Source organism: Nocardia carnea (genome assembly GCF_029868325.1).
Taxonomy (GTDB): domain Bacteria; phylum Actinomycetota; class Actinomycetes; order Mycobacteriales; family Mycobacteriaceae; genus Nocardia; species Nocardia carnea_C.
Genome location: NZ_JARWNW010000233.1, coordinates 57,879 through 78,370 on the forward strand (window position 1 = coordinate 57,879; position 20,492 = coordinate 78,370).

The following is a 20,492-nucleotide window of genomic DNA, read 5'->3' on the forward strand; positions in this document are numbered from 1 at the left end:
CGTAGGTGCCGTGACGCCGGTCCATGGTGCCGAACCTCAGGTAGTGAGATGGGGTACATGCTTGCATACAAGCTTGTATCTATCGGATAGAGTCGCAGGGTGCCGACCAATTCCGACCCAGCCCGGTCCGCGACGAGCGCCGCCGATCGGGCCTACCAGCTCACCAAAGAACTGGTGCTGTCCGGCGAACTCCCGGGCGGTCACCTGTTCAGCGAAACCGAGATCGCCGGTCGCCTCGGCTTGAGCCGGACCCCGGTTCGTGAGGCCTTCGTCCGGTTGCAAGCCGAGGAATTGCTGACCCTGGTGCCGAAGCGCGGCGCCATCGTGGCGCCCGTCCCACCGGGCGAGGCCGAGGATGTGCTGGATGCCCGGGAAGCGGTGGAGAGCGCCGCGGTGCGCCGGCTGCTGCGCACCCCGGAGCGGATACCGGCGGCCGTGGAACAGCTACGGGCCGCGCTCGAGGTACAAGGCGAGCGGGCGGCGAACGCGGATCTGCATGCCTTCGCTGAGGCCGACGAACGGTTCCACCGCACCCTGGTCGAAGCCGGCGGGAATGCCCTGCTGATCCGCTTCTACACCGGGCTGGCCGACCGGCAGCGGCGGATGAACGTGGCCGCACTGGGGCCGGTGCCCGACCATATCCAGGTCGTCCTGCGTGAACACGCCGAACTGATCGAGATCATCGAGTCCGGGGATGCCGCCGCCTTCACCACCGCTCTGCGGGCCCACTTGGACGGGACCCACCGGCGATGAGAAACGGCTCCATCTCGGTGGCTCTGGCCGCGATCTTCGTCTGTGCGTGGGGCGGTAATCAGTTCACCCCGCTGCTGGTGATGTACCGGGACGCCGGCTACTCGGCGCTCACCGTGAACGCACTGCTCGGCGCCTACGTCCTCGGTCTGGTTCCCGGCCTGCTGCTGACGGGCACCTTGTCGGGACGTTTCGGCCGCCGCCCGGTCGCACTCGCAGGGGTGCTGGCATCCCTGGTCGCGAGCCTGCTGCTCGCGGCGGGGACGTTCGGGGTCGGCTGGATCGCCGCCGGACGGCTGATCACCGGGTTCGGGGTGGCGGTGGCGATGGCGGTGGGGACGACCTGGGTCACCGAACTCTGCTTCCGCAGCGGTGCTGCCCCGGGCACGGGCGCCCGCTGGGCCGCGCTCTGTCTTACCGCGGGTTTCGCGCTGGGCGCCGCGGTCGCCGGTCTGCTCGCGCAATGGGGTCCGCTGCCCATGGTCACCCCGTATCTGGTGCACGCGTTGCTCGCACTCGCGGTTCTGCCGTTCGTGTTCCGGGTGCCGGAGACGGGTACTGCGAGGGGCGCTGTTCACGGGCAGTTCGGTGGCCTGCGCCATCCGCGTTTCCGCCGGGTGATCATGCCGATGGCGCCGTGGATCTTCGGTTCGGCGGCGGTGGCGTACGCGATCATGCCGCAGCTCGTCGGCGACCGGGTCGGCCAGTGGAGCCTGGTGTATTCGACCACCCTGACCGTCGGCGCGCTGGTGGCCGGGACCCTGGTACAACCGCTGGCGAAACGGCTCGACCGCACCAGCAGTGCCCGCGCGGTGATCGCGTCGATGACACTGATGCCGCTGGGCCTGCTGATCAGTATGTTCGCCGCGATCGTCCGGTCACCGGCGCTGGCGCTGACCGCCGCTGTCGCACTGGGTTGTGCCTACGGGATCGCGCTGGTCTCCGGTCTGCTGGAACTGCAGCGGATCGCAGCGCCGCACGAACTCGCGGCACTCACCGGCGCCTACTACGCGCTCGCCTACCTCGGTTTCCTGCTGCCGTCGCTGCTGAGCCTGCTGAACCCCGTCGCCGGCTATCCCGTGCTTCTCGGAGCTCTGGTGATAGTGGCATTGTCGGGCACCGCGGTGATTCTGCGCTATTCCCGGGCACATCTGCCTGCGCCTGCGACGGCCGAGACGAACGAGAAGGAACTGGCTCCCGCCGGATGAACGGCGGCACCGTCTCGGCGCAGGAGGAGTGGTGCGGTAACCGCCACCGGCCGGGCTGCAGTGTTTCACCGCGGCGTCGGTGCCGGGCCGTTCGACGGCCGTCTCGGCGCCGGAACGAACTCCGGCATCTGTGGATCGGGATGACTCGCAACACCCGCAGTTGTGCGCGTATCGGACAAACTGGCCTGGTCCCCGCCTACAGCACGCGGTTGCTCAGACTGCCCGGGGTTCGGTGATCTGCCGGACCGAGAACCGGTAATCGGCCTGCCGCAGGAGCTCGTCCGGATCGTCGGTGGGCGGATAGATCCACAGTTCGTTCACCTTGCGCTTGCGGTTCTTGGCGACCGCCCCGGTCGCGACGACGCGACGGTCCCACCCGTTGGTGAATACCGCGCCGTGGGAGCCCAGGTCGAGGCAGGTGACATAGGGGGTCGCGGTGAACGGCACCGCGGGGAGTCCGAGTAGATCGGCGGCGGCATTGTGGCCCGCGAATTTACCCAGTTGCAGGGCGTGCTGGCAGCACTGCATGACCTGGTGTCCCGGTTCGGCCGCCGCGGCGGCGGTATCGCCGGCCGCGTAGACCGCCGGTACGCCGGCAACCGCCAGATTCGCGTCCACTTCCAGTCGGCCGAGCCGATCGCGGGTCCCCGGGATCCCGGCGGTGAGCCCACTGGCGCGCACCCCCGCCGTCCATATCACGGTGTTGGTGGCGAGGTCTGTGCCGTCGGACAACGTGACCCGATCCGCAGCCACCGCTGCCACGCTCACCCCGAGCCGGTGTTCCACACCGAGGGCAGCCAGGGCGTCGGCGATCTCCTGACGCGGGCCGGGGCCGAGTTCCGGACCGAGGGTGTCTGCCCGTTCCACCAGCACGACCCGGGCCTTCTCGCCGGGTGCGTGGGCCGCGGCGACGGTGCCGAGCCGGTCCATCAGTTCGGTGGCGATCTCCAGGCCGGTGAATCCCGCACCGACCACGACGGCGGTGAACCGGCCCGCGCCCGGCGGCCGATCGGGTAGCCGGTTCAGATGAGTATCCAGCTCTGTTGCCGTGGGCAGCGTGTCCACGTCGAACAGCAGTTCGGCGCCGGGGAGTTCCGGGCGGACGAGTTCACTCCCTGTGGCGAGTATCAACCGGTCGTAGCCGATTTCGGCCCGGCGGCCGTCCCCATCGGTCGTGGTCACGGTCTGTCCGACGGTATCGATTCCGGTCACGGTGGCCGCGACCCGGCGCACTCCGGCGGGCCCGAGGATCCGGTCCAGCGAGACCCGCATCCGTTCGGGTTCCGACTGGTAGAGGCGCGGGCGGATCACCAGATCGTCGCCGGGGGAGATCAGGGTGACCGGTAGCTCGCGGCCGGTTTCGCGGGCCAGGCGCACCGCGCCTGCCGCGCTCCACACGCCGGCGAAACCGCCACCTACTACAACAATTCCGGGCACGGTCGTCTCCTGTCGGGTTTGAAGGGATGAAGTCTCCGGGCCAGCCGGGCCCTTGGGATCAGATACCTGCGGTAGCGATCTCGCGCCGGGTGCGTTCCGCGGAACCCGCCGGTGCCGCGGCCGCGAGATCGGCAATGGTCTGTGCCGCCAACTCGCGACGCCAGGCCAGCTCCGCGCGGCGCATGGCCGCCGCGATACCGCACTGATGGGCGAAATCGGTCGTTGCGGTGCGGCCGCTGTGTCCCCGCTGCCGGATCTCGGTGCAGCGGAACGGGTCCGTACCGCCCTCGATGGCAGTCACCACATCGAGCAGTGTGATCTGTTCCGGTGGCCGGGCCAGACCGAATCCGCCCCGGACACCGGGGGCCGAGGTGAGGATCCCGGCGCGGACCAGTGCCTGGAGGCGTTTCTTCAGGTATTCGACGGGCAGGTCGAACCAGGCGGCCAGGCGCGCGATCGGCACCGGCCAGTGCTCCTCGGCCCAGGTCAGGGTCACGCAGCAGTGCAGGCTCCATTCGACGCCCTCGCCCATCTTCATAACAGGGATAGTAGATGTCCCCTTTTGTGAAGGCAAGTGCGAGGGGCCCGGGGGAAGTCGCCGATTCCTCGATAGGGCAAAGTAGAACGTGTTATAGTTTTCCTCGGTTTGCGAGCCTCGGTGGACGGCTCCGGGTCGCGGCACCCTGCAGGGCGCCGGCGGTTCGGGCGCACCGGAGCGCCGGTCAACTTCGCGGGGCCGCTCGTGCGAGCAGGCCCGAAAGGCAGACGAATGAACACTGAACCGCACGTCGACGACACCGACCTGCTGCACCGCGAGCCCCTCTCGGTGGACCTGCTGGGTAAGGCTCTCGAACGCTATGCCGACCGCACCGCGGTCCATATCGACGACGCCACCCTCACCTACCGCGACGTGCGGGATCAGATCAGCCGGTTCGCGCAGGCGCTGGCCTCGGCCGGGCTCGGCGTGGGCTCACCGGTGGCGGTGCTGTCGGCCAACCGGCCGGAGGTCATCTTCGCCCAGGGCGCGAACAACGTGAACGGGTCGCGGGCGATGGCGCTGCATCCGATGGGTTCGCTCGACGATCACGCCTACGTCCTCGAGGATGCGGGCGTGGAAACCCTGATCTTCGACCCCGCCGGTTTCGACGAGCGTGCCGCGCAGTTGCGCGAGAAGGTCCCCGGCCTGCGGAACTTGTTCTCGTTCGGCCCCTCCGAGGCCGGTACCGACCTCATCGAGCTGGCCGCCGGTTTCACCCCCGACCGGCTGAACCCGCCGAAGGTCGATCCCAATGCGACCATGAGCCTGGCCTACACCGGCGGCACCACGGGTAAGCCCAAGGGTGTCGAGATGAGCTTCCGCGGCAGCGCCACCATGCTGCGCATCCAGATGACCGAATGGGAATGGCCGGACGAGGTCCGCTTCCTGGTCTGCACCCCGCTCAGCCATGCCGGTGCCGCGTTCTGGAATCCCACGGCGCAGCAGGGTGGTTCCATCGTGGTGCTGCCCTACTTCCATCCCACGAAGGTCCTCGAGGCGATCGAGAAGTACAAGATCACCGCGACCATGCTGGTGCCGACCATGCTGTACGCGCTGCTCGACAGCCCCGACCTGGACAAATACGATCTGTCCAGCCTGCAGACCGTGTTCTACGGTGCCTCCGCCATTTCGCCGACCCGGCTGGCCGAGGCGGTCGAGAAGTTCGGCCCGATCTTCTTCCAGTTCTACGGCCAGGCCGAGAGCCCGATGACCATTTCGGTGCTGCGTCGCGCCGACCACGACCTGAACAAACCGGAACGCCTCGCCAGCTGCGGCCGGCCGGTGCCGTGGCTCAATGTGGCGCTGCTCGACGAGAAGGGCAACGAGGTACCCCAGGGCGAACCGGGAGAGGTGTGCGTTCGTGGCCCGCTGGTGATGAACGGCTACCTCAACAAACCCGAACAGACCGCCGAGGCAACAGAATTCGGCTGGCTGCACACCGGCGATATCGCCCGCCAGGACGAGGAGGGCTTCCTCTACATCGTCGATCGCAAGAAGGACATGATCGTCTCCGGCGGGTTCAACGTCTACCCGCGTGAGGTCGAGGATGTCCTGTCGGCTCATCCCGCGGTGAGCGCGGCCGCGGTGATCGGTGTGCCCGACGAGAAATGGGGCGAAGCCGTCAAGGCGGTGGTGGTGCTCCGTGACGGGCAGTCGGTGGAGGTCGAGGAGTTGCAGGCTCTGGTGAAGGACCGTAAGGGCGCGGTCTACACGCCCAAGACCGTCGATTTCGCGGACAGTATCCCGCTCAGCCCGCTCGGCAAACCGGACAAGAAGGCGCTGCGCGCTCAGTACTGGGGCGACGGCCGGCAGGTCAACTGACTCCGGTCTCGACAGAACAGAGGAGCACCATGGGCAAACTGACCGGCCAGGTCGCGTTCATCACCGGCGCGGCCCGCGGCCAGGGTCGCGCGCACGCCGTGAAGATGGCCTCGGAGGGCGCCGATATCATCGCCGTCGACCGCTGCGCCCCGATCGCGACCGCGGGATACGAGATGGCGACGGAGGCCGATCTCGCCGAGACCGCGAAACTGGTGGAAGCCGAGGGCCGCAGCATCGTCACGGCGGTCGCCGACACCCGCGACCTGGAGCCGTTGCAGCAGGCCGTGGACGCCGGCGTCGAACGTTTCGGCCGGCTGGATATCGTTGTCGCCAATGCGGGTATCGCCGCATCGCCGAAGACGTCCTGGGAACTCACACCGGACGAGTTCCGCGAGATGATGGACATCAATGCCACCGGCGTATGGCAAACCACCAAAGTCGCGGTGCCGCATATCATTTCCGGCGACCGTGGCGGATCGATCGTATTGATCAGTTCGATGGCGGGGCTGCGTGGGGTCCCGGGTATCGCGCACTACGTCGCCGCCAAACACGCCGTGCGCGGTCTGGCAAAATCGCTGGCCAACGAGCTGGCGTGGGCGAATATTCGCGTGAACTCGGTGCATCCCGGCAACATTCGCACCACCATGATCGACAACGACCCCATGATCCGCGGTTTCCGCCCCGACCTCGAGAACCCGGTGCTCGAGGACACCGCGGACATCATGCAGAAGCTCAACCTGCTTCCGCAGCCGTGGCTCGAGGCCGAGGCGATCGCCGACGCCGTTCTATACCTGGTCGGCGATACCGGCCGGGGCATCACCGGAGCCGCCTTGCCCGTGGACCTCGGCACCTCCGAGAAATTTCCCGGGTTATAGGCCACGGTCCATCCGGGCCGAATGTCGTTATCACACCGATGCCGTCCAAGCCTTGGACGGCATCGGTGTATCGGGGGATAAACTGGGTACCGCCGTTGAGCGCCGTCGACAACGACCATCGCAGCACTGAAACGCTGGACAAGTTCCACGAAAACAGCTCGCGAGCGGGCCATCCGGGTCCGCACGATGGAACCAGTTGGGATGTGATCAACGATGACTACGACCCACTCCGTCAGCAGCTCCCGAATCAGCCACCGAACCGGCTGGTCCGCGGCCGCCGTCACCGGCCTCGGCGCCGTCGCCACCGCGCTCGCCCTGGCGTCCCCGGGTGCCGGTGCCGTACCGCAGAACGTGGGTGCCGACCCGGGCCGGAGCATGGGCATCAGTACGCCCTTCGGCACCACCTGCACCTACCAGGTGCGGGCCGCGGTCGACAACACCACACAGCCGGTGACCTTCCGCGACAACAACGTCATGGTCGGATTCAACCCGCCGGTCGTCACGCCGAACGGCATCGTCGCCACCACGACCTGGACCCCTCCGAACCCGGGAACGCATTTCATCAGCGCGGAACAGGGCGGCGCCGTCGTGGTCAGCGCGCCCATCGAGGTCCGCACCGGAATCAACGCGGGGACGGGTTGCGCAGTGCCCTGACCGAGCCCATCCGTGAGCCCATCATGGGCGAACTCCGGAACTCAGCGGCTTCAGGCGGCGGGGAAACGTCGAATCGGCGTATCCCCGCCGCCGCGCCTGCATCTCGGGCCGGCCGAGTGCTCTTGCTGTGACGGAATTCGGCGGACGTAACCGAGCCGGTGGTCAGCGGTCCGGTGGGCCGGTCAGGATGGCGGTGACCGTATCGATGAGTTCGGCGAGGAGTTCGCCGGGGGAGAGGCGGGTGCCGCTGAGTGCCAGCATGCCCTGCAGACCTTCCGGATCGCCGAGCGTTTGGAAGGTCAGGTTCATGGCCTGGGTGAGGCGGAAGCGCAGGGTGCGCGGGGCGGTATCCGGGTCGATCTGCTGAAGCAGGGCGTTGAAGCGGCGGGCCTGCGGGGCGAAACCGTCGGTCAGCCTGGTCAGCGCGGGGTGGTTACCGCTCATGATCCCGGCGACCAGGCGGATCCACGGTGTGCCGCCGGCGGCCGCCAGTTCGCCGACCGGGCGGACGAAGGCGTCGGCGAGAGCGCGGGCGTCGGGTGACCCGGCCTGTTCGACCGCGTCGAGCAGTTCGGCGCGGCGGGCGTGCAATTGTTCGCTGCGCCGGCTGATCAGCGCTTCGACCAGGGCGTCCTTGGAGCCGAAATGGTAGTGCACCGAGGCGACGTTGGCGCCGGCCTCGGCCATCACCGAACGGAGCGAAACCGCGTCGATCCCGCGTTCGGCGAACAGCCGTTCCGCGGCGAGAATGAGTCGTTGATCGGTCGGCAGGTCCGGATCCGGGGCGGAGAGGTCCGCCCCGGGATCCGGGTGCGCACGCGAGGGTGTGGCGGCCGGGCGTGCCTCCCGGCCGGTCCGCACCCGGCTTCGCGTCATGATCGAAACTCTAAGAGACCGCGCCGGGCGCGCCGTACAGGGTCACCACACAGGCCCCGCCGAGCCCGAGGTTGTGCGCCATCCCGAGCCGCGCACCGTCGACCTGCCGGTCGCCCGCGCCGCCCCGCACCTGGGTGACCAGTTCGGTGCACTGCGCCAGCCCGGTCGCGCCGAGTGGATGCCCCTTGGAGATGAGCCCGCCCGACGGGTTCACCACCCAGCGCCCGCCGTAGGTGGTCGCGCCCGAGGCGACCAGCTCGCCCGATTCACCTTCCCCGCACATACCGAGCGCCTCGTAGGTGAGCAGTTCGTTGATCGAGAAGCAGTCGTGCAGTTCCAGGACGTCGATATCGTCGATCCCGACCCCGGCGGTCTCGAGTACCCGCTGCCCGGCGATCCGGGCCATGGGCGCACCCACCACGTCGATCATCGAATTCGATTCGAACGAGGCGCCGGTATCGGTGACCAGTTCCTGGGCGAGGATCGGCACCGCCCGGTCGAGGCCGTGTTCGCGGACGTAACGTTCGCTCACCAGCACCGCGGCACCCGCACCGTCGGACATGGGGGAGCACTGCGAGCGGGTGAGCGGATCGGAGACCAGTTTGTCGTTCAGCACCTGGTCGAGGGTGTAGGCGTCCTGGAATTGGGCTTTCGGGTTGCGGGTGGAGTGTTCGTGGTTCTTCACCGCGACCTGGGCGAGCTGCTCACGCGTCGTCCCGTACCGCTTCATATGTTCGTTGGCGGCGGCGCTGAAGAACTGCGCGGTCATGGGGGCGGCACTGAAACCGGCAGCGGCTTTCAGGGCGCCCATATGCCGGTCGACCGTGGTGACCTTGGGGACCGTCCCGTCACCGGCCATCGCCTGTTTGGTCATCTGCTCGAACCCGACCGCGAGCACGATATCGGCCAGCCCGGCCTGTACCCATTCCCGGGCGAGGACCAGCGCGGTCGACCCCGTGGCGCAGTTGTTGTTGACGTTCACCATGGGGATACCGGTGAGCCCGATATCGTAGAGCGCTCGCTGACCTGCCGTGGACGGCTGGAACACGTAGCCGACGGCGGCGCGCTGCACCTGGTCGTAGTTCACTCCGGCGTCGGTGAGCGCCTGGCCCACCGCTTCGGCGACCATCTCCGGGTAGGTCCAGTCACGGGACTGGATCTTCTCGAATTTCGTCATCCCGACACCGGCGACGTACACCCGCTCGGCCATGATCTCTCCTCGTTCAGTGCGGTTTCGCATACCGCGGAAGCAGTTGTTGCCCCGCTGATGGGGCGATTCGGCCTGCCCCTCTGTGGACCGGTGGGGCAGGCCGGTTGTGTTGTCCTGCGACCACCCGCTGCCGCCTGCACGGGAGCGGGTGCGCCGGTCAGGACTGTGGCGGTTCCGAACCCACTACCCACAATGCATGGAACTGGGCCGCCCCGCCCATCGCGTGCCCCACGGCCAGGCGCGCATCCGGCACCTGGTGTTCACCCGCGGTTCCGCGCACCTGCATGGCCGCCTCGGCGAACCGCAGCAGACCTGTTGCGCCGGTGGGGTTTCCGGAGAGCACGCCACCGGACGGGTTGATCGGCAGCGACCCGTCGAACGCGGTGTGCCCGGCATCGACCATCTTCCAGCCCTCACCGACCTCGGCCAGGCCCACATTCTCCAGCCAAATCGGTTCGAACCAGCTGTAGGGGATGTAGAGCTCGGCGGTATCGATATCGTGTGCCGGGTCGGTGATACCGGCCTGCCGGTAGGCGTCGGCCGCGCACAGCCGCCCGGCCTCGGGGTTCACTTCGTCGCGGCCGGCGAAATGCCCGGTCTCGGTCCGCCACGACATGCCGTGGATCCAGGCCGGTGGGCGGCCCGTGTGGTGGGCATCGTCCTCGCCGGTGATCACCACCGCGCACGAACCGTCGGAGGACGGGCACGATTCGAGGAACCGGATCGGATCCCACAGCATCCGTGATTCACGCACCTGATCGACGGTGATATCCGGTAGCTGGATGTGGGCGTAGGGATTGCGGGTCGCGTTCAACCGGTGGTTCACCGCGATCTGCCATCCGATGTGCTCCGGCGCTTCCGACCGCCGGATGTACTCCCGGATCACGGGGGCGAAATGTGCGCCCGCGCCCGCGCCGAGCTGCGCACTGAACGGCAGCCCACGCGAGAGCGCCCAGGTGAAATCGCCCTCGGACTCTTTCGAATACGCGACCACCAGCACCCGCCGCGCCAGCCCCGCCTGCACCAGATGCGCCCCGTAGATGGCGGCATGCCCGCCGACGCTGCCGCCGGTGAACACCCGCGTCACAGGCAGACCGCGCGCACCCATGGCATCGGCCAGATACAGTTCCGGGTTCATCACCCCGTCGAACAGGTCCGGGGTTTTCGACAGCACGATGGCGTCGATATCGCCGAATTCCAGTTCGGCATCGGCCATTGCCTCGTCGACGGCCTCGCGCACCATCGCACCGATGGTGACCTTGCGTTTCTTGGCCTGTTTGCTCTGTCCGATTCCGACGACCGCGAGTTTCATCGGTCTCCCTCCAAAAGGCAGATCATGTTCTGCTGGAGCGCGGGCCCGTTGGTGGCATGCGCCAGCGTGCGGTCCGCGCGGCCGGTCAGGATATGCCGGGCGGCGTCGCCGATCCGGATCAGCCCGGTGGCCGTGGTGGGGCGGGCCACCAGGGGTCCACCGCCGGGGTTGATGGCGCCGGACAGTTCGAGCGCCCCGGCCAGCAGTGGTTCCTGATAGCTGTACTCGGTGTGCAGTTCGGCGATATCGACATCGCGGGCGGCGAATCCGGCCTGCCGGGCCGCCTTGTCCGCGGCGATACCGACGGTATCGGTGCGGGTGAGGTCGCGGGTGCCCGGATAGTGCGAATCCATCCGGTGGTCGGCACCACGCACCCAGGCCGGCCGCTGCGCCAACCGGCGTGCGGTATCGCCGGCGGCCAGTACGATGACGGCCGCGGCATCGCCGATGGGTCCGCGATCGTGTTCCCGCAGCGGTGACGCCAGATACGGGGCGGCCAGCAGCTCGTCCACCGTCACCTCGCCCGATACCTGCGCCGCCGGATTACCCACCGCGCCCGCCCGGGCCCGGGCGACCACTTGGGCCATCTGCTTCTCGTCCAGCGCTCCGGCTGCGATCAGCGCCTGCGCCTGGATCGCGGCGATCGCGTCCTGATGGGGCCGCAGCGGGGCCAGGAAGTAGGGGTCGAGCTGGGTGTTGGTGACCTGGTCCAGGTCGGTCGCGAGCGATCCGCGACCCACCCCGTAGACCACGGCGATCTCACCCTCGCCGAGCTGCAGCCACGACCACGCCTCGTAGGCGGCCCAGGCCGCATCCATCTCGACATGCGATTCCGAGATCGGCGGCCAGGCGCCCACCGCGTCGAGGGATTCGATATAGGCGAAGGTCCGGCCCTCGTGGAAATCGTGGCTGCCCGAGGCCCAGAAATCGACCTCGGTGCGGTCGATCCCCGCCGACGCGAGGGCCTCCCGCATCACCGGCAGCAGGATTTCGGCCATATCATCCTGGCGATCGGCTGCCATACCCGGTGACTGGGCGAATGCCACCACCGCGACATCACGCATCGGAACCTCCCGCGATCGGCCGGTAGTAGCGAATGCTGTTCATGGATGTGTCCAGGTCTTCGTCGGCGCACCACACCGGTTCCACCCGCATACCGATATGGACTTCGCTCAGTTCGACATCCCGGATGAGGTGCATGAGGGTGGTGTCCGCACCGTCCACCTGGATGTAGGCGACCAGATAGGGCGGGTCGATCGTCTGGCCGGGGAACGGGAAGTTCACCACGCAGAAGGTTTTGACGACACCGCTGCCGCCCAGTTCGAACGGTTCGGACAGTTCGACGAGGCAGCGGGAGCAGAATTCCGGCGCGGGCAGGTAGACCCGCTCGCAGGTTCCGCAGCGCCGGGCCAGCAGCCTGCGGTGCTTCAGCCCGCGCAGGAAGGTCGACCGGCCGGTTCCGGCGACGAAGGTGTAATCCACCTTGTGCGGGCTGGTGAACGATTCCACCGGGGTGGGCATAGTACTCATCACGACTCCACCGGTTCGAAGAAGACGATATCGCGGATACTGCCCACCCGTTCCGCACGCCAGCGGGGTTTCACCCGCAGGCCGGCAGTGAGGCGGGCGGGGTCGCCGCCGGTATCCACGGCGTGGAACAGGGTGCCCTCGGTGCCGTCGATGGCGATCAGGGCCCAGGCGTAGTGATCGGCCGCGATCTCGTCGCCGGGCCGGGTGGGTACCCAGGTCCAGTGCCGGACGGTGCCGGCGGGTTCGAGCCGCACCAGGTCACCGGTGGGCGCGGACGTGGCCGGGTCGAATTCGAGGGCCGGGCAGAGGATCGCCCCGGATTCGGTGCGTACCCCGTACAGCTCACCGTCGCGTAGACCGCCCAGAAACGTGCCGATCTTCTCGCCGACCGTGCGGTTGTACGGGAATTCGATCGTGTAGGGCGCGGTGAGACTCGCGCCCGCGGGTTCGGCTGTCATCGTTCTCCTGCCGCTCGGGTGCGCGGCCGGGACACTGCGACCGCGCCTCGATCGTGACCCGCTCGACGGCCGATGTCAATCACTTGATTCAATCGCTTGATAGATCGAGCTTTGTCGTGGCCCGGACGCGTGGATGAACCTTGCTGCACGGCTTGCGGTCATGACGTAAGCTCCCCGGTAAAGTAGAACCTGTTCCAATTCCTCCGGTGAGGAGAGATCACCATGGCCATCGTTGAACAGCTGGAGCCGACCGCCGACGGACGCCGCCGGCTCGAGCTGCGCAGCCCCGCTACCCGCGAACGCGTCGGCGAAATCGAGGTGAGCACGGCCGACGATGTCGCCGCGGCGCTGGCCAAGGCCCGCGCCGCTCAACCCGGCTGGGCCGCCCGGCCGGTCAAGGAGCGCGCGGCGATCATCCGCAACGCGGTCTCGGTACTGCTGAAACGCCGCGACGAGATCGTCGAGACGGTGATGCAGGAAACCGGTAAACCGCGGGTCGAGGCGCTGGCCGTGGAAATGGTCCCGGCCTGCGACTTCCTGAACTACTGGAGTGGGCGAGCCACCAAGGATCTGGCCGACGAGAACCGCCGCCTGCACGGCTACATGCTGCCGCTGAAGAAGCTGGTCATCAATTACCAGCCGCTCGGCGTCGTCGGCGTGATCACCCCGTGGAACGGCCCCTTCATCCTCTCGCTGAACCCGATCGCGCAGGCGTTGCTCGCCGGTAACTCGGTGGTCCTGAAACCGTCCGAGGTCACCCCGCACTCCGGGGAATGGGCGGTCAAGGTGCTGCACGAAGCGGGTGTGCCCAAGGATGTCCTGCAGGTCGTGCACGGCGACGGCGAAACCGGTGCTGCGCTGGTCAACGGCGATATCGACAAGATCTCGTTCACCGGCAGCGTCGGCACCGGTAAGAAGATCGCCGCCGCCTGCGCGACCCGGCTCATCCCGTGCACCCTCGAACTGGGCGGTAAGGACGCGATGATCGTCTGCGCCGACGCCGACCTGGACCGCGCGTCACTGGGCGCGGTGTACCTGTCGATGTTCAACACCGGGCAGGTCTGCGTCGGCGTGGAACGCATCTACGTGGTGGACAGCATCGCCGACGAGTTCATCGAACAGGTCCGCAAACGCGCCGCCGAGGTCACCTACGGGCGCGGCAAGGATGTCGGACCGCTGTTCTGGGACCGCCAGCTCGAGATCGTCGAGAAGCATGTCGAGGACGCCAGGTCCAAGGGCGCCACCATCCTGCTCGGCGGCGAATCCGATACCGCCGAGGGCGTCTTCTTCAAGCCCACCGTGGTCGTGGACGTCACCCACGATATGGACATCATGCAGCAGGAGACCTTCGGCCCGATCGTCGCCATCATGCGCGTCCGGGACGAAGAGGAGGCCGTACGGATGGCCAACGACTGCCAGTACGGGCTCAGTGGCAGCGTGTTCACCAAGGACAAGGACAAGGTCGTGCGGCTGGCCAAACAGCTCAAGACCGGGTCGGTGGTGCAGAACGACGCCTCGGTGATCTACGGCGTCGCCGAAGCACCGTTCGGTGGCCGCAAGGACAGCGGGATGGGCCAGGTGAACGGGCGTGACGCGCTGCGCAGCTTCGTCCACCCGCAGCCCGTTCTGCTGGACCGGTGGGGCCTGAAGAAGGAGAACATCTGGTACCCCTACAGCGAGGCCACCGCCGCCACGCTGGAGAAGACCATCGGCACCCTGTTCGGCAACAAGTTCATTCGCCGCCTGGTGCGCTGAAACTCGGGGCCCCGGCAACGCTGGGCTCCACCCTGCCAGCAGCTGCGCATACGATGCGGCCGACCGCAAAACCGGTCGGCCGCATCGTTGTATATGAGCCGGAAACCGCGGGTCGCCGACTGAGATCGTTGCCGCGGGCCGCGGGGGCGGCCTGTCGAGAGCGCCGCCGGGGGGTGCTGCCGGCCGGAATCGATGCCGGCGGGGGCACCACCGAACGGAATCGTTGCCGCGGGGCGCCGCCGAATGGAGAAAGAATCCGGAGCGGGTCGCACGGCCGGGGGAGAATCCGGGAACCGCGCGGGGCACCGGATCCTGTACACGGCCGCATCGAACAAATGGTCACCGACTCCCACGCCCACCTTCCCTGTGCTGTACGGCCGGTGCTGCGCGGCGGGTCGAGGGTACCCGGGCCCCGGTCGGCGCCGGAGGGCGACGGCGGGCTGCCGGACTCCGGCGTGTGCTGGGATGCAGGGGTCGTGTGCCGGGTACGACACCGGGCCGTCTGCGAGGCGCTGTACACAGCCTCGCAGACGGCCCGGTGCCGACGTCTGGTGACGCCCCGACCCACAACTGGGCGCGGCAGGGAGTCCGGTATCAGGCCGCGGGGTGGTCGATCGGTTCCTCGCTGTTCTTCGGCGCATTACCGTTCGCCCGCCCCGACCGGTACCGCTTGAACACCTCCCACACGATGGGCAGCACCGAAACCGCCACGATCAGCAGGAAGATGAGGTCGATGTTGTCGCGCACGAACTCGATCTGCCCCAGCAGATAACCCAGCATCGTCACACCGGCGCCCCACAGGATGCCGCCGAGCACGTTGTAGGTGAGGAACACCGAATACTTCATCTTCGCCGCGCCCGCGACCAGCGGCGCATAGGTGCGCACGATGGGCACGAACCGGGCCAGCACGATGGTGATCGGCCCGTGCTTCTCGAAGAACGCATGCGATTCGTCGATATAGGCCTTCTTGAAAATCTTGGCGTCGTTGCTCTTGAACAACGCCGTCCCGCCCCGTGACCCGATCAGATAACCGACCTGGTCGCCGGCGATCGCCGCGATCGGAATCAGAACGAGCAGCACCCCGATAGGTGCGAAGGGTTCGATTTCGGCTGATTTGGATGCGGCGATGAGCCCCGCGGTGAACAGCAGCGAATCACCCGGCAGCAGGGGGAACAGCAGGCCCGATTCGATGAACACCACGAGGAGTAGGCCCAGCAACACCCAGGTGCCGAACGAATTGAGCAGATTGACCGGGTCGAGGAAACCCGGCATCAGGGCAAGTTCGGTGGTGGCCGCTGCGGCGGCTGAGTAACTCACCCAGCCGAAGATACCGCAGAAGAATACGCTCCCTGCTCCCGGATTGCCCGTTTCGGGCGGTTATCGCGGAACGGTAGCCGGATCTAAAGCCTGCCGGTAGTTTCCCGCAGCCTCGCCTCGATCTCGGCGACGCGCGGGGCCGGGATACCCCAGGGGTCGGCAAGCCCCAGCCGCGAGTCCAGATCCCACAGTACGCACTCCTCGCCGGGCTGTGCGACCAGCGACCATGCCACCACCGTCCGGCCCAGTTGACCAGACGTATCCGCCGGCTCGGCACCGGACGGTTCCGCGCCCTCCGGGTGGTGGTGCAGGAACCGCCCGTAGGCGCGCTCGCAGAAATCGGCATACCGCCGCGTGCACAGAATGAAACCGTGCCAGGCTTCGTCGACGGCACGAGACGGCATCCCGATCACTTGGTCATCGGCCAGCGCCGCGCCGCAGCACCGCAGCCATTGCCGTAAACCGGTCGCGACGAGGTCCCGGGGTTCCCACGGGCAGGTTTTGTAGACGGCCTCCGGAAGTTCGAGTTCACGGACCGCGCGCTCCACGGCGGCCGGCTCGATACTTCGGCGCCGGGGCCGGGCGAAGGTGAACACACTGGCTATTATCCCGGTTTCTCCGGGGGCGGCGCCGGGCGCGGCAGTCGGGTCCATATCGCCGCCGACTGTCAAGCCCTGCGGCCGGATAAGCCCGTGCGCCAACGCTGTTCGTCGGTACCGTGGAGTAATGGAACTGGTGCTGGGGTTTTTCTTCCTTTTGATGCTGGGGTTGCTCTGCGTGGGGGCGATCGTGGGAATCGTTCTCGCCATCAGCAAAGCCGGTTCCGGCGGGCAGCGGGGCAACCGCGCGCGGCGGGGCGGGTATTACGCGGGCGGAACCTACTTCGCCGGCGACAGTGGTTCAGGGGGTTGGAGTTCGGGCGACGCCGGGTCGAGCGGTAGCGACGGCGGGGCGAGTGGGGGAGGCGGAAGCGGCTGCGGGGGCGGCGGTGGAGGAGGCGGTTGCGGGGGCGGTGGCGGAGGCGGTGGCGGCTGACCGGAAGCGCCGGGAACTGCCACGTTCTAAATGGTGTAACCAACAGTTTCGTGTAATATTCGACGGGCCGGGTCTGCGGAGTGTGATCGGGCCTTCTGTGGTCCCGGTGAAACCTGTTGTCACCTTTGAAGTTTCGATCCGACCTCATCGCGGCACGCCGGTAATTATATCAATTTGATATACGGTGGAAACATGCATTTCCACAGAATGCCGAACCTCTCCGGGTTGTGTCTCAAATTATCCGGCCTGCACCCGGATTCTGTGAAGAATTTCGGATAACTTTCGAATTCACTTCCAAAACAACGTAATTCATGAACAGGCATAGACCATTCCCGGGTGCAGCGTTCACTCGCCCCCGTTACTGTGCGTGCCGTGGTTACCGCATTGGTAGTACTCGCAATCCTGATTCTCGTTGCCTCCGTAGTCCATCTCGCCAGTCGGCCACCGGAGGAACTCGTTTCGCGCAGAACGCGGGTGCGGGCCGGATCGGATACCTACTCCGACTGATCCGCCACCGCGGGCGAAAGCACCACCACCGCAATCGGACGCCGGGTCTTCTTCTGATACTCGCTGTACCGGCCCTTGTTCACCGCGTCCACCAGCCCCCAGCGGCGCGCGTACTCCGGATCGCCGGGCAGAGTTGCCCGAGCCACCACCGGAAACGCGCGCCGCCCCACTTGAATCTCGCATTCCGGCCGCGCCTTCACATTCGCCAGCCACCCCGGCGGCCGCGGCGATCCGCCGTTCGACGCGGTCACCAGGAAATCCGCCCCGTCCATCGCGTACGTCAACGCCGAGGTCCGCGGTAATCCGGTCTTCCGCCCCACGGTTCGCAACAACAGCGTCGGATTCCCGAACAGCAGCCGGTGCCCCACCAGCCCACCGCTGCGCTCGTATATCCACTGATGCGCCTGCAACGCCCGCACGAACAACCCGGCCACACGCCCTCCTCCGCTCGGCAACATCCCCACCCTAACCACCCCCGCGCAGCATCCACCGAGAACCACACCCAGCCTGATTGGCCCCCGCCCACCCAACCGGGTACCATCCCACACCTGCGGCCCCTGGCCGCGACGAGGGGCGGTAGCTCAGTCGGTTAGAGCCGTGGACTCATAATCCATTGGTCGCGGGTTCGAGCCCCGCCCGCCCCACAAACAGCGTCCTACCAGCGAAAACACTGTACTCGACAGCCGAGTTGATCCAGAACAGCGCTCCGACAGCAATGTATTTTGCCGGTAGAATCCAGCCATGGGGATGGATCTGGACGACATACGGGAGCTGTCGGAAGACTTTGCGACCGAGCTCCGCCGGAAGAATCGGAGCAAGCAGACGATCGACGGATACCTCACGCGTATCCGTTACTTCGCCGACTTCCTCCTGGCGAACGAACTGCCCACTGACGCACCAGAGATCACTCGCGACCATATCGGTGCATATATCGAGAACCTGCTTGTTCGGCCGAACCAGCGCACCGGTGAGCCCCTCTCGCCTGAGTATGCCCGTGGGCAGTACCGCTCGCTACAGCAGTTCTTCAAATACCTCACGACCGAAGAGATCATCGATACCAACCCGTTCGACAAGTTGAGCCCGCCGGCGGTTCCCGACCAGCAGGTGCCCGTACCGGCCTTGGACGCGATCAAGGCGCTGCTCGCGGAGTGCGGTGGTACCGAGTTTGTCGACCGCCGGGACAACGCCATCATTCGCACATTCGCCGATACCGGTATGCGGTGCGGCGAACTCGCCCCTTTGGAGGTGGACTCACTGGACTTCAACGAGAACACCATCCTGGTGATCGGTAAGGGTCGCCGCCCGCGAACATGTCCATTCGGCGACAAGACGCGGACTGCGCTACGGAGGTATCTGCGCGTCCGCGCAAAGCACCCCAGTGCAAAAAGCGACAACCCAGCGCTCTGGCTCGGGTCCAAGGGGTCAATGACCGACTCTGGGATCCGGCAGATGCTCGAACGGCGCTGTGACGCCGCGGGGATCGAACGGCTGCATCCACACCAGCTCCGCCATTTCTTCGCGCATACGTGGCTCGACAGCGGTGGCCAAGAGCAAGACCTGATGATGCTTGCGGGCTGGCGGTCGCGGCAAATGCTTGCGCGCTACGGTGCCGCGGTGGCCGATAGCCGGGCAAAATCGGCACATCGCCGCGCGAGACTTGGAGACAAGCTGTGATCAGGCTTGTGCACCTAGCTGGTGCGATCGGGCTAGGTGCATGGTTACCGTGGGCACATGACGTCGGAAGACCGCCACTGGGCTGAACGGCTTGCGCGTGAGCACCTGTCCTCGCTCCCACGTCGACTGGCGCACGTAGAGGGTGTCGCTCGCCGGGCCTGTGAAGCAGTGTCCGCGGTGAACGCCCCGGAACTACTTGTTACTGCGGCGTGGCTTCACGATATCGGTTACGCACCGAAGCTCGCGGCTACGGGTTTTCATCCCGTCGATGGTGCGCGTTTCCTACGGGAGGTGGGTGCCAGCAACCGCCTGTGCGGTCTCGTGGCCAACCACTCATGCGCGTGTGTCGAGGCTCGAAGGCGCGGGATTTCGATCGAATGGGCCGACGAGGAATCTGCCACGCGAGATGCCCTCTGGTGGGCAGATATGACCACAACGCCGGATGGAGACCGTACGGACGTCGACTCGCGGATCGCCGAGGTGCAGGCACGATACGGCTCAGACCATGTTGTTTCGCTCTCGGTAGCAGAGGCGGCACCGCATCTGCTCGCAGCGGTAAGTCGCACCGAGCAGAGGATCCGGAGAAGCGCGGTTACGTGAAATAGGGCTGTTGTTCAGTCGGCGCCAGCGCCCGCTCGATCCGTAGTCGAACAGACGGATGGATATTCAGTTCATGCAACCGCTGTGGCGCTACCCAGTCAACTTCTTTCGACTCACTGCTCGTGCGCACTGCGCCGCTTATTGGCACTGCACGGAAGCAGATCGAAAACTCCTGACGGACTTCGCCGTCATCGAAGGCGATGACATGGTGGGGGTTTGAGAAAACCCCCACCAGTTCCCGAACCTGGACGGTGATACCCGTCTCCTCGAACACTTCGCGTTCTACAGCCTGAGTGACCGTTTCTCCGGCCTCGAGACCTCCGCCGGGGATTGCGTAGAGGTCATTGTCGCTACGCCGGATCATCAGCACTCGGCCTCGGTCGTCTTGCACCAGGGCGCTCACCGCGACCTTGACGGAATTGGCAGCCGGCGCCGCCGGATCGTGGAAGTAGTCGGTCCGACTCATCGGTGTTCCTCGAATTCTGCGGGTTCGCTCTCGCTCCATACCTGCTCGAAGCTGGTCATGTACGTTTCGAAAAGGTCGCCGGCCGGGAGCTGGCGAAGGTGCATCGCGGGCGCGTACGCACCCGGTTGCCCGTATACGTGCATGTTGACGATCATCTCGTCGTCGAATCGGAAAATGGAGTTGTAGAGCGCCGTTCCATGGAACCGGATATCGACGTTTTCGAGCTGGGTCAGTGGCTGGATCAGTGACAGAGCATTCTGGATCCGGGCTGGCACGGTAGTCGGTGCCAGGCGTTCTTCCGCGCTGCGCTTGGTGGCTTCAGGCTCGCGGGGATCGCCGAACAGCATCCGCACCTGCATTCCATCCTTGGTCCGTTGCCGGATGGTCCGTGCAAAAAGCGGGTCTTCCGCCATGAACAAGCCAGCCAGAACGAGGATATCCAGGCGTTCTGCAGTAGACGACAGGAGCC

General features: G+C 66.6%; 20 protein-coding genes, 1 tRNA gene and 1 pseudogene. 9 read left to right on the top strand and 13 right to left on the bottom strand.

The window, feature by feature from the left end; all coding sequences use genetic code 11:
* The first annotated feature begins 99 nt into the window (after window positions 1-99).
* Complete coding sequence (locus QH196_RS19545) at window positions 100-753, top strand: GntR family transcriptional regulator (protein WP_280417247.1); 654 nt, start codon at window positions 100-102, stop codon at window positions 751-753.
* Window positions 750-1,958, top strand: coding sequence for an MFS transporter (locus tag QH196_RS19550; RefSeq protein ID WP_280417248.1), 1,209 nt, complete (start codon window positions 750-752; stop codon window positions 1,956-1,958). The genes QH196_RS19545 and QH196_RS19550 overlap by 4 nt, the downstream gene beginning before the upstream one ends.
* 213 nt (window positions 1,959-2,171) lie before the next feature.
* Here the strand turns inward: QH196_RS19550 and QH196_RS19555 are convergent, their stop codons facing one another.
* The gene (locus tag QH196_RS19555; RefSeq protein WP_280417249.1) at window positions 2,172-3,395 is read right to left on the bottom strand and encodes an NAD(P)/FAD-dependent oxidoreductase; all 1,224 of its coding nucleotides are present in this window, start codon (window positions 3,393-3,395) and stop codon (window positions 2,172-2,174) included.
* A 58-nt stretch (window positions 3,396-3,453) separates the two neighbouring features.
* On the bottom strand, window positions 3,454-3,933 hold the full coding sequence (locus tag QH196_RS19560) for an RrF2 family transcriptional regulator (protein WP_280417250.1): 480 nt from the start codon (window positions 3,931-3,933) through the stop codon (window positions 3,454-3,456).
* Window positions 3,934-4,164: 231 nt separating this feature from the next.
* On the opposite strand from QH196_RS19560, the gene QH196_RS19565 reads away from it, so the two are divergent.
* From QH196_RS19565 to QH196_RS19575, 3 genes are all read left to right on the top strand, one after another.
* Window positions 4,165-5,754 (top strand): AMP-binding protein, encoded by a 1,590-nt coding sequence (locus QH196_RS19565; RefSeq protein WP_280417251.1) that lies wholly within the window; start codon window positions 4,165-4,167, stop codon window positions 5,752-5,754.
* A 29-nt stretch (window positions 5,755-5,783) separates the two neighbouring features.
* Window positions 5,784-6,629 carry a mycofactocin-coupled SDR family oxidoreductase gene (locus tag QH196_RS19570; RefSeq protein WP_280417252.1) on the top strand — a complete coding sequence of 282 codons (846 nt, stop codon included), beginning with the start codon at window positions 5,784-5,786 and terminating at the stop codon, window positions 6,627-6,629.
* 213 nt (window positions 6,630-6,842) lie between these two features.
* A complete protein-coding gene (locus QH196_RS19575) occupies window positions 6,843-7,283 on the top strand; it encodes a hypothetical protein (protein WP_280417253.1) in 441 nt (146 codons plus the stop codon).
* Window positions 7,284-7,445: 162 nt separating this feature from the next.
* Here QH196_RS19575 and QH196_RS19580 read toward each other — a convergent pair whose 3' ends face one another.
* From QH196_RS19580 to QH196_RS19605, 6 genes are all read right to left on the bottom strand, one after another.
* Window positions 7,446-8,159: a TetR/AcrR family transcriptional regulator gene (locus QH196_RS19580; protein ID WP_280417254.1), complete on the bottom strand. Its 714-nt coding sequence runs from the start codon at window positions 8,157-8,159 to the stop codon at window positions 7,446-7,448.
* A gap of 10 nt (window positions 8,160-8,169) precedes the next feature.
* A complete protein-coding gene (locus QH196_RS19585; RefSeq protein WP_280417255.1) occupies window positions 8,170-9,369 on the bottom strand; it encodes a thiolase C-terminal domain-containing protein in 1,200 nt (399 codons plus the stop codon).
* A 157-nt stretch (window positions 9,370-9,526) separates the two neighbouring features.
* Window positions 9,527-10,681, bottom strand: coding sequence for a thiolase domain-containing protein (locus tag QH196_RS19590; RefSeq protein ID WP_280417256.1), 1,155 nt, complete (start codon window positions 10,679-10,681; stop codon window positions 9,527-9,529).
* The gene (locus QH196_RS19595; protein WP_280417257.1) at window positions 10,678-11,745 is read right to left on the bottom strand and encodes a lipid-transfer protein; all 1,068 of its coding nucleotides are present in this window, start codon (window positions 11,743-11,745) and stop codon (window positions 10,678-10,680) included. Before QH196_RS19595 ends, QH196_RS19590 begins: the two co-directional genes overlap by 4 nt.
* The gene (locus QH196_RS19600; RefSeq protein ID WP_280417258.1) at window positions 11,738-12,211 is read right to left on the bottom strand and encodes a Zn-ribbon domain-containing OB-fold protein; all 474 of its coding nucleotides are present in this window, start codon (window positions 12,209-12,211) and stop codon (window positions 11,738-11,740) included. Before QH196_RS19600 ends, QH196_RS19595 begins: the two co-directional genes overlap by 8 nt.
* On the bottom strand, window positions 12,211-12,669 hold the full coding sequence (locus QH196_RS19605) for a Zn-ribbon domain-containing OB-fold protein (protein ID WP_280417259.1): 459 nt from the start codon (window positions 12,667-12,669) through the stop codon (window positions 12,211-12,213). The genes QH196_RS19600 and QH196_RS19605 overlap by 1 nt, the downstream gene beginning before the upstream one ends.
* Window positions 12,670-12,891: 222 nt before the next feature.
* On the opposite strand from QH196_RS19605, the gene QH196_RS19610 reads away from it, so the two are divergent.
* On the top strand, window positions 12,892-14,424 hold the full coding sequence (locus QH196_RS19610; protein WP_280417260.1) for an aldehyde dehydrogenase family protein: 1,533 nt from the start codon (window positions 12,892-12,894) through the stop codon (window positions 14,422-14,424).
* 594 nt (window positions 14,425-15,018) lie between these two features.
* Here the strand turns inward: QH196_RS19610 and QH196_RS19615 are convergent.
* The 3 genes from QH196_RS19615 to QH196_RS19625 all read right to left on the bottom strand — a co-directional run bounded on the left by QH196_RS19615 (window position 15,019) and on the right by QH196_RS19625 (window position 17,717).
* Window positions 15,019-15,696 (bottom strand): VTT domain-containing protein, encoded by a 678-nt coding sequence (locus tag QH196_RS19615; RefSeq protein WP_280417270.1) that lies wholly within the window; start codon window positions 15,694-15,696, stop codon window positions 15,019-15,021.
* 128 nt (window positions 15,697-15,824) lie between these two features.
* Window positions 15,825-16,394, bottom strand: coding sequence for a glycine-rich domain-containing protein (locus QH196_RS19620; RefSeq protein WP_280417261.1), 570 nt, complete (start codon window positions 16,392-16,394; stop codon window positions 15,825-15,827).
* Window positions 16,395-17,270: 876 nt separating this feature from the next.
* The gene (locus QH196_RS19625) at window positions 17,271-17,717 is read right to left on the bottom strand and encodes a nitroreductase family deazaflavin-dependent oxidoreductase (protein ID WP_280417262.1); all 447 of its coding nucleotides are present in this window, start codon (window positions 17,715-17,717) and stop codon (window positions 17,271-17,273) included.
* Window positions 17,718-17,853: 136 nt separating this feature from the next.
* On the opposite strand from QH196_RS19625, the gene QH196_RS19630 reads away from it, so the two are divergent.
* From QH196_RS19630 to QH196_RS19640, 3 genes are all read left to right on the top strand, one after another.
* Window positions 17,854-17,927, top strand: a tRNA-Ile gene (locus QH196_RS19630).
* A gap of 97 nt (window positions 17,928-18,024) precedes the next feature.
* The gene (locus tag QH196_RS19635) at window positions 18,025-18,957 is read left to right on the top strand and encodes a tyrosine-type recombinase/integrase (protein ID WP_280417263.1); all 933 of its coding nucleotides are present in this window, start codon (window positions 18,025-18,027) and stop codon (window positions 18,955-18,957) included.
* 57 nt (window positions 18,958-19,014) lie between these two features.
* Window positions 19,015-19,557, top strand: coding sequence for an HD domain-containing protein (locus tag QH196_RS19640; protein ID WP_280417264.1), 543 nt, complete (start codon window positions 19,015-19,017; stop codon window positions 19,555-19,557).
* On the opposite strand, the gene QH196_RS19645 is transcribed toward QH196_RS19640, so the two are convergent.
* Both QH196_RS19645 and QH196_RS19650 read right to left on the bottom strand, forming a co-directional pair.
* A complete protein-coding gene (locus QH196_RS19645) occupies window positions 19,550-20,023 on the bottom strand; it encodes an NUDIX hydrolase (protein WP_280417265.1) in 474 nt (157 codons plus the stop codon). The two genes, QH196_RS19640 and QH196_RS19645, sit on opposite strands and share 8 nt — an antisense overlap.
* A pseudogene (locus QH196_RS19650) lies at window positions 20,020-20,492 on the bottom strand (hypothetical protein); the annotation flags it as partial. The gene QH196_RS19645 and the pseudogene QH196_RS19650, both read right to left, overlap by 4 nt.

Coding starts and splice junctions, on each gene's coding strand:
- QH196_RS19620 (WP_280417261.1), bottom strand. CDS start 16,394: ATGGACCCGACTGCCGCGCCCGGCGCCGCCCCCGGAGAAACCGGGATA.
- QH196_RS19610 (WP_280417260.1), top strand. CDS start 12,892: ATGGCCATCGTTGAACAGCTGGAGCCGACCGCCGACGGACGCCGCCGG.
- QH196_RS19575 (WP_280417253.1), top strand. CDS start 6,843: ATGACTACGACCCACTCCGTCAGCAGCTCCCGAATCAGCCACCGAACC.
- QH196_RS19565 (WP_280417251.1), top strand. CDS start 4,165: ATGAACACTGAACCGCACGTCGACGACACCGACCTGCTGCACCGCGAG.
- QH196_RS19595 (WP_280417257.1), bottom strand. CDS start 11,745: ATGCGTGATGTCGCGGTGGTGGCATTCGCCCAGTCACCGGGTATGGCA.
- QH196_RS19600 (WP_280417258.1), bottom strand. CDS start 12,211: ATGAGTACTATGCCCACCCCGGTGGAATCGTTCACCAGCCCGCACAAG.
- QH196_RS19570 (WP_280417252.1), top strand. CDS start 5,784: ATGGGCAAACTGACCGGCCAGGTCGCGTTCATCACCGGCGCGGCCCGC.
- QH196_RS19585 (WP_280417255.1), bottom strand. CDS start 9,369: ATGGCCGAGCGGGTGTACGTCGCCGGTGTCGGGATGACGAAATTCGAG.
- QH196_RS19590 (WP_280417256.1), bottom strand. CDS start 10,681: ATGAAACTCGCGGTCGTCGGAATCGGACAGAGCAAACAGGCCAAGAAA.
- QH196_RS19640 (WP_280417264.1), top strand. CDS start 19,015: ATGACGTCGGAAGACCGCCACTGGGCTGAACGGCTTGCGCGTGAGCAC.
- QH196_RS19635 (WP_280417263.1), top strand. CDS start 18,025: ATGGGGATGGATCTGGACGACATACGGGAGCTGTCGGAAGACTTTGCG.
- QH196_RS19580 (WP_280417254.1), bottom strand. CDS start 8,159: ATGACGCGAAGCCGGGTGCGGACCGGCCGGGAGGCACGCCCGGCCGCC.
- QH196_RS19605 (WP_280417259.1), bottom strand. CDS start 12,669: ATGACAGCCGAACCCGCGGGCGCGAGTCTCACCGCGCCCTACACGATC.
- QH196_RS19560 (WP_280417250.1), bottom strand. CDS start 3,933: ATGAAGATGGGCGAGGGCGTCGAATGGAGCCTGCACTGCTGCGTGACC.
- QH196_RS19645 (WP_280417265.1), bottom strand. CDS start 20,023: ATGAGTCGGACCGACTACTTCCACGATCCGGCGGCGCCGGCTGCCAAT.
- QH196_RS19550 (WP_280417248.1), top strand. CDS start 750: ATGAGAAACGGCTCCATCTCGGTGGCTCTGGCCGCGATCTTCGTCTGT.
- QH196_RS19615 (WP_280417270.1), bottom strand. CDS start 15,696: ATGCCGGGTTTCCTCGACCCGGTCAATCTGCTCAATTCGTTCGGCACC.